We start from the raw sequence: 6456 nt of genomic DNA on the forward strand, positions 1-6456 counted from the left end.
ACGAATTAAGTACAGACTATCTTGTTTAAGCCAGTTTAAAATCTAAAAAAGCTGATGATATTATTAATTTTTCGACTCTGGGCACCGAACTATGTTTACACCACTTTGCCGTTGGCTACTTAAAACTTCAGGCTGGCAGATAGAAGGCCAACTGCCCGACTGTGCTAAATACATCATCATAGTTGCACCGCACACTAGTAACTGGGACTTCATTGTCGGCATTTTAGCCCGTGGCGCCCTAGGTATCCGCATTCACTTTCTCGGCAAACACCAACTCTTTATCCCGCCTTGGGGCTGGTTTTTCCGCGCCATTGGCGGCAGTCCGGTGGATCGGCGCAAGAACAACAACTTAGTCGATGCCGCCGTGCAGCTGTTTGAGTCAAAATCCGATTACAAGTTAGCGCTAGCGCCAGAAGGCACCCGCGGCCCAGTGACGCGCTGGAAGTGCGGCTTTTATCATATCGCCAGCAAGGCCCAAGTACCCATTACACCCGTTGGCTTAGATTTTAGCCGCCGCACTGTCGTTATCCGCACACCACTGCAACCCAGTGACGATATCGTGACCGACATGCAAGAGATTTTGAGCTTCTATCGCACCATTAAAGGCCGTCATCCCAAGGTGATCCCTGATTTTATAGCGAGTGCTAAACATTAACATTTATTCCATTTAGAGCAGCAAATATGCAACCCGAAACTTGGTTACTCTATCTCTTCGCCATTGTATTGATTGGGATTTCACCCGGTCCTATCGCTATGTTGTCTATGTCCCATGGGATCCACTTCGGCAAGATGCGTAGCATAGCGACTGGTCTTGGCAGTGTTAGCGCCGCTTTAATCTTAATGATGGCGTCAGCGGCAGGACTTGGGGCGATTATTAGCGCCTCAGAATACGGTTTTACCCTGCTCAAATGGTGCGGCGCGGCCTATTTAGTATTTTTAGGTATTAAGCTGTTATTGACGAAAAACCAGGGTCAAGCCCTTGAAGTTAGCCCGTCAGAGGGCAAAGGTACGCCTGCGCAGCTTTATAAGCAGGCGTTTCTAGTGGGGATCAGTAATCCGAAGGATTTACTGTTTTTTGCCGCCTTGTTTCCGCAATTTATCAATCTTGCCGCGCCGCAATTACCGCAACTGACCATTCTTGCAGTCACTTGGGCCGTGGTGGATTTTAGCTTTGTGATGATTTATGCCTGCATGGCCAATGTACTTGCGCCCAGCCTAAAGGCGAGCAACAAGCTGCATTGGTTTGACAGAACCAGCGGCGGTGTATTTATCACCTTAGCCGCGATTCTTGTCTCTCGAAACTAAATCGATAATCATCGACAGCCATCAAACTAGTCGACCTTAACTGACTTTAAACTGCGAATATCATTGCCGGTGGGCGCTTGGAACGCCTGCAGACCAAACTCAGGTAATACAGCAAACACATGGTCGAAAATATCCGCTTGTATCGCCTCATAAAACGCCCAGCGAGTATCATTGGTGAAGATATAAATCTCAATCGGTAACCCTTCAGTGGTCGGCGCTAATTGGCGTACCATTAAGGTCATTTCCTTGTGGACTTTATCATGACGCTGTAAATATTCCTGCAGATAAGCGCGGAAAGTGCCGACGTTAGTCAAATGGCGGCCGTTCACTTTCATATCAAGGTCAGAGACTCTGGCATTCGACTCACGAATTTCATTTATTTTTGCGGGGAAATATTCTTTTAAGCAATTGATCTTACTGAGACGTTCGCGCTCTTCCTCGGTCAAAAACTTTATACTGTTGATATCGATATTGATCGCGCGTTTGATCCTGCGACCGCCCGACTCAGACATACCCCGCCAGTTGCGAAACGCATCCGACACTAAGGCATAAGCAGGGATCATAGTGATGGTTTTGTCCCAGTTACGCACTTTCACTGTGGTCAGCGAGACTTCTTCTACCGCACCGTCGGCGCCGTATTTGTCCATCTGGATCCAGTCGCCTTTACTCACCATACGGTTAGCCGCTAACTGAATGCCCGCCACAAAACCTAAGATAGTGTCGCGGAACACTAACATCACAAAACCCGTTGCCACACCTAAGCCGCTGAGGAAGTACACAGGTGATTGATCGGCCAAGATTGAGATAGAAACGATAATCCCAACAAAGAATAAAAATAGCTTAGTTAACTGTACGAAACTCTTAACAGGCAAGCGCCGACTCACCAGATTCACATCTGAAATTTCATCAACCGCATCCATACCTGCATACATAGCGCGGATAATCAGCACCACTAACCAAATACTCAGTAATCGGTCGACTAGCCCGCTTAACAGTGGATGCTCAGTCAGCGCGATTGGCACCAATAGATTAAGTACGATAGCGGGCACAAGCATGGCCAGCTTTTCAAGTACCTTATAACGCATGAATACATCGTCCCACGTCGCCTTAGAGCGCAGGATTACCATATTCACCGCACGAATTACCACGCGTCGGACAATAAAATAAGCGATGCTCGCTAACAGTAAGCAAGCAATGACCATAACTGTGGTCGATATTCCATCAGAGGGTTGGCTATCAATCCCAAAGCCCGCTAACCATGCCGAAATTTCGAGCCTTATTTCCTGATCCACAATTTCACTCCAACGTAGGCGCTAGCGCAACAAACCCATACAAAGGTAACTGCCGAGTTGACCTCGGTTAAATATCACCCTAGAAAACACTCAAATCAAAACACAAAATATTTACAAATACTTATTTTAAAAGAGATTTTAGCATTTTGAATTGACCCCGCACACAGGAAAATGAACAATATTTCCCCTATCCCTAAGGAAACCATCCCATGTGTCGTCATTCATATACGCTAGCCTGTCTTAGCATTGGACTCCTGAGCCTATGCCAACCGCTTCAAGCGGCCGAATATAGCACTTCTAAGCAATTAGTTAGGCCAGATAAATCAGACGAAACTGCCAATGCACCTTATATCGCCCTTATGCTCGATTATATTCCCGCCACAGATAATCTCTATGGCATTACAATCGCCCCCTATCATTTCGATAATAATTACCAACAATGGGGTTATTACCTAGGCTATGCCCGCAGTCGTGAAACCGATATTATCGTGCCAGAACCCGCGCAGTCCTATCGCCAAGAAAGCCTCTTCCGCTTAGGTTTAAGCTACAGCTTAACGGCAGATTTAAGCTTTTATGCCGGCGGCAGTGGCTATATCAGCACAGTGTCTTACACGAATAACATTTCACCCAAAATTGTCGATGGCAAACCCACATGGGAAGAAGATAAAACAACCCGTTGGGGCGCAGAAGCTGGGCTAAGATATCGAATCACTGAGCACTTCATACTGAGTGCCGGTTATAACTCCAGCACAGAATCCACTATTTTAAGCATAGGTTACGCGGGCTAAGCTCCTAGCGATTGGGCTTGAGCTATTTATTGCGTTAGCTCGGCTCGCGCCTTAGCAAGATCAGCCTCGACTTCGGCGACTTTATTGCGTTTCTTGTTGATTTTATCCATAGAACGACCTTCTTCTATGGCTTTGGCCAATTCGTTTTGGCGCTCAGTGAGTTTTTCCTCTAAGGCCTCAACTTTAGCGACTCGCTCAGCGTATAAGCTATCATCGTCGCAATGGGTTGAAACTTCGTCATAGGCCTTTTCAAGTCCCGCGACTTTATGCTTATTACCTGCCGCTTTTGCTTGGGCAAGTTCGGCACTAATAGCATCTAATTTCGCCGCGCAACCCACTTTCGGTGCTTCAGCAGCCAAAGTGACAGTGCTAAATGCCAATCCAATCACTAAGCCATAAATTCCATGTTTCATCTGCATCTTAATCTCCTGTTACTTTATTCATTGAGCATACCGCTCATGTACACCTATCTAATAGTGCCACAGTCAGCTAGCTCAATCTGTACTAGCGTTAAAATCTCGCCATTAATCCACTTTATTCATCAAAACACGACTTAGACAGTGACTAACATGCGGCAAATTGTTTATGTTAGGGCAGAATATTGACTCAGACGGATATCGGAGCCAGAAAATTAATGCACACTTCATTACGCCTTAGCGCACTTAGCTCATTTTTATTGCTAACATCATCGGTTATGGCGGCCGACGTAGCCAATATCACCCTAGAAAATGGCGCCCAAGTCAGACTCAAAGACGACTTTACTTGGGAATACGTGATCACTGAAACCAAAGCCGCGCCCAATGCCTTAGCCGCTGCAGCCGTAGCAAGTGCATCGAGCAATGTTGCCAGTGTCCCAAGTGCCGCAGTTACCACTCAAACTGTTGCTGCGCCAGTCACCACATTGACCGCCACTGCGATTACCCAACCTGAGCTATTAGGCTCAACGGCAAAAGATGGGATCAAAGTCAGCTTTGCTGAAGGTCAATGGAAAGGCGACAAACTCGGACTCAGCTTCGATCTCGCCAGCACCAGCAATGAACACGTTACCTTAGTTGAAGTTGAAGCTAGCTTCTTCGCCGATAATGGTACTTTGCTCAAAACCGAAAAACTCGAAGTGTGGGAAGCCATTTTCCGCATGCCTGAGACCTATCTACGCAAAGGCGAACAGCGTAAAAGCAGCGTCATTTGGGTCGAAGGCATAGATAAATCCCAATGGCAGAAGCAGCTCATTAACCTCAAAATAACCGAAATTAACTCACGCTAACAGGCAAAGAAGTAAGGGATTGCGAACCCGTTTTCAATCCCTTATCAACACTTTTATCAAATGTTATTGCTTTGTAGAGCCTGTGTTCGAGTAGAATGACAACACTTACTCTCCCTTTATTTTGAGCCCACGAGCAAGATGCATAATCTGATATCCAATCCAGCATTGTACCTTGTTGCTACGCTCTGTAGTGTCAGCCCCTTGTGTTATGCCGACACAGTTTTTTTGCTCAATGGCGATAAAATTAGCGGTGAAATTAAAGAGTTTAACGATCAAAATCTCATCATCAACACCAGTTATACCCCTAAAATTACCATTCAACGCAGTGCCATTCTCAGCCTCGAAGTCACAGATACTAGACCTTGGAGTGTCAGTCGTTCCATACAGGACATAAGTATTCAAGCCTCTAATGAACATGGCATGGTATTAATTAATAACCAGCACACTCCCGTGAGTGAGTTGAGATTCTCGCAGCACTATGCAAACTCAGATTGGAATTTTAACGGTAGTGTAGAAACCACACTTGATGTCACCAAAAACAAGAAAAATAGTCAGAAGCTACATATCAAAGGCGATATCACAGCGGAAACCTTGCAATGGCGACATAATATCAAGACCGAAGTACGCTACGAAACCGAAGATGACGTGACTAAGCGCAACACCCTCGAAGGACATTATTCATTAGACTATCTGCTCAATGAGCATTGGCTGTTACGTCAGGAAGATTTTTATGAAGAAGATAAACTCGGCATCGATAGCCATAGTTATTATGCGGGACTCGGTCCTGGTTATCGCTTTTGGGGTGCTGGGCGCGATAAATTAGACTTCGTCGTAACCTACAACCATTTTTGGCTTGAACAACAGTCCTTTAAACTAGAACTAAATGCTTGGGCGGCCTCACTTAACTATAAACAATATTGGTTTGGTGGCATTTTAGAGTCCTATGCCGATCTGCAAATTGCCTTCCCAGATATGCCTTCGATTGATTACATCTCAAACTCAACAGTAGGACTTAAATATCTGCTAACTCAGCGGATTTATTTGTCATTTAAATATGACTTCAATGACACTAAAACAGTGATAGGCAATACGAGAGATACCAGCTACACCTTAGGATTAGGGGTTAACTTCTAATCCTCACTCCCGATACGCTAACCTGTGTGCCATAGGATGCTCATCATTCAATTGCAGTAAATCCCATAAGTTACCGTAGAGATCTTTAAACACAGCGACTGTGCCATAGTCTTGTTCTTGCGGCTTGCGCGCAAACTCCACGCCATCGGCGACCATACGTTGACAATCCCGCCAAAAACCACTGGTATTCAAGAATTTAAACAGGGGGATATTCAAATAATTTGAGGGTCTAGCTAGCTTATCGATCAACGGTTTCCTCGCATTATATCAGCCCCTCGATTGAGGGGCTTTCTATCATGGATTAGAGACTTCCAGCATTATACAGCGGCGCCCAAGCGCACATTGTACGATTGTTACTTACATCAAACAGATTGAAACGACTACAGTTATTGTCATAGTTGTAACTACCAATGTTGATTCTATATCCCCCTGTGTCAGGATTGTTGTCACCCCTAAATAATCATTATGTTTAAAGACAGGGTGCGGCAAAAGAGAACGATATGGCTCGGTATTCACCAGAACGTAAAGAGGCGATCCTTAAAAAATTATTACCTCCTCACAACTTAACGGTCGCAGAGGTCGCTCGGGAAGAAGGCATCGCGGTGCAAACCTTGTATCATTGGCGAGATATTGCCAGAAAAGAAGGTCGCCCCGTGCCAGGTAAAACATTAAC

The 6456-nt window shown here is 45.5% G+C and carries 8 protein-coding genes and 1 pseudogene; 6 read left to right on the forward strand and 3 right to left on the reverse strand.

What is annotated here, in order from left to right; genetic code table 11:
• The first annotated feature begins 91 nt into the window (after positions 1-91).
• Positions 92-655, forward strand: a complete 564-nt coding sequence (locus tag L5M18_RS19415; protein ID WP_113941259.1) for a lysophospholipid acyltransferase family protein — start codon at positions 92-94, stop codon at positions 653-655.
• A gap of 26 nt (positions 656-681) precedes the next feature.
• Positions 682-1305, forward strand: coding sequence for a LysE family translocator (locus L5M18_RS19420; RefSeq protein WP_168826912.1), 624 nt, complete (start codon positions 682-684; stop codon positions 1303-1305).
• Positions 1306-1331: 26 nt separating this feature from the next.
• On the opposite strand, the gene L5M18_RS19425 is transcribed toward L5M18_RS19420, so the two are convergent.
• Complete coding sequence (locus tag L5M18_RS19425) at positions 1332-2597, reverse strand: mechanosensitive ion channel family protein (RefSeq protein WP_168826910.1); 1266 nt, start codon at positions 2595-2597, stop codon at positions 1332-1334.
• A gap of 209 nt (positions 2598-2806) precedes the next feature.
• Between L5M18_RS19425 and L5M18_RS19430 the strand changes: the two genes are divergently transcribed.
• Positions 2807-3385 carry a porin family protein gene (locus L5M18_RS19430; RefSeq protein ID WP_219235484.1) on the forward strand — a complete coding sequence of 193 codons (579 nt, stop codon included), beginning with the start codon at positions 2807-2809 and terminating at the stop codon, positions 3383-3385.
• Positions 3386-3411: 26 nt separating this feature from the next.
• Here L5M18_RS19430 and L5M18_RS19435 read toward each other — a convergent pair whose 3' ends face one another.
• Positions 3412-3804 (reverse strand): DUF1090 domain-containing protein, encoded by a 393-nt coding sequence (locus L5M18_RS19435; RefSeq protein WP_105250960.1) that lies wholly within the window; start codon positions 3802-3804, stop codon positions 3412-3414.
• 215 nt (positions 3805-4019) lie between these two features.
• Between L5M18_RS19435 and L5M18_RS19440 the strand changes: the two genes are divergently transcribed.
• Both L5M18_RS19440 and L5M18_RS19445 read left to right on the forward strand, forming a co-directional pair.
• Entirely contained in the window at positions 4020-4649 is a 630-nt protein-coding gene (locus tag L5M18_RS19440) for a DUF3157 family protein (RefSeq protein ID WP_263198304.1), read from the forward strand.
• Positions 4650-4787: 138 nt separating this feature from the next.
• Entirely contained in the window at positions 4788-5783 is a 996-nt protein-coding gene (locus tag L5M18_RS19445) for a DUF481 domain-containing protein (protein ID WP_105250958.1), read from the forward strand.
• 3 nt (positions 5784-5786) lie between these two features.
• On the opposite strand, the pseudogene L5M18_RS19450 reads toward L5M18_RS19445, so the two are convergent.
• Positions 5787-5987, reverse strand: a pseudogene (locus L5M18_RS19450) (VOC family protein); the annotation flags it as partial.
• A 296-nt stretch (positions 5988-6283) separates the two neighbouring features.
• Here L5M18_RS19450 and L5M18_RS19455 point away from each other — a divergent pair.
• Positions 6284-6456 (forward strand): transposase (locus L5M18_RS19455; RefSeq protein WP_263179001.1); only part of this gene is annotated, 173 nt, incomplete at its 3' end.

The organism is Shewanella sp. SM20, from assembly GCF_025654545.1.
Lineage (GTDB): Bacteria > Pseudomonadota > Gammaproteobacteria > Enterobacterales > Shewanellaceae > Shewanella > Shewanella oncorhynchi.

Excerpts from the sequence above, each read along its gene's own strand:
- L5M18_RS19415 (WP_113941259.1), top strand. The coding sequence starts at position 92 with ATGTTTACACCACTTTGCCGTTGGCTACTTAAAACTTCAGGCTGGCAG.
- L5M18_RS19420 (WP_168826912.1), top strand. The coding sequence starts at position 682 with ATGCAACCCGAAACTTGGTTACTCTATCTCTTCGCCATTGTATTGATT.
- L5M18_RS19430 (WP_219235484.1), top strand. The coding sequence starts at position 2,807 with ATGTGTCGTCATTCATATACGCTAGCCTGTCTTAGCATTGGACTCCTG.
- L5M18_RS19435 (WP_105250960.1), bottom strand. The coding sequence starts at position 3,804 with ATGCAGATGAAACATGGAATTTATGGCTTAGTGATTGGATTGGCATTT.
- L5M18_RS19440 (WP_263198304.1), top strand. The coding sequence starts at position 4,020 with ATGCACACTTCATTACGCCTTAGCGCACTTAGCTCATTTTTATTGCTA.
- L5M18_RS19445 (WP_105250958.1), top strand. The coding sequence starts at position 4,788 with ATGCATAATCTGATATCCAATCCAGCATTGTACCTTGTTGCTACGCTC.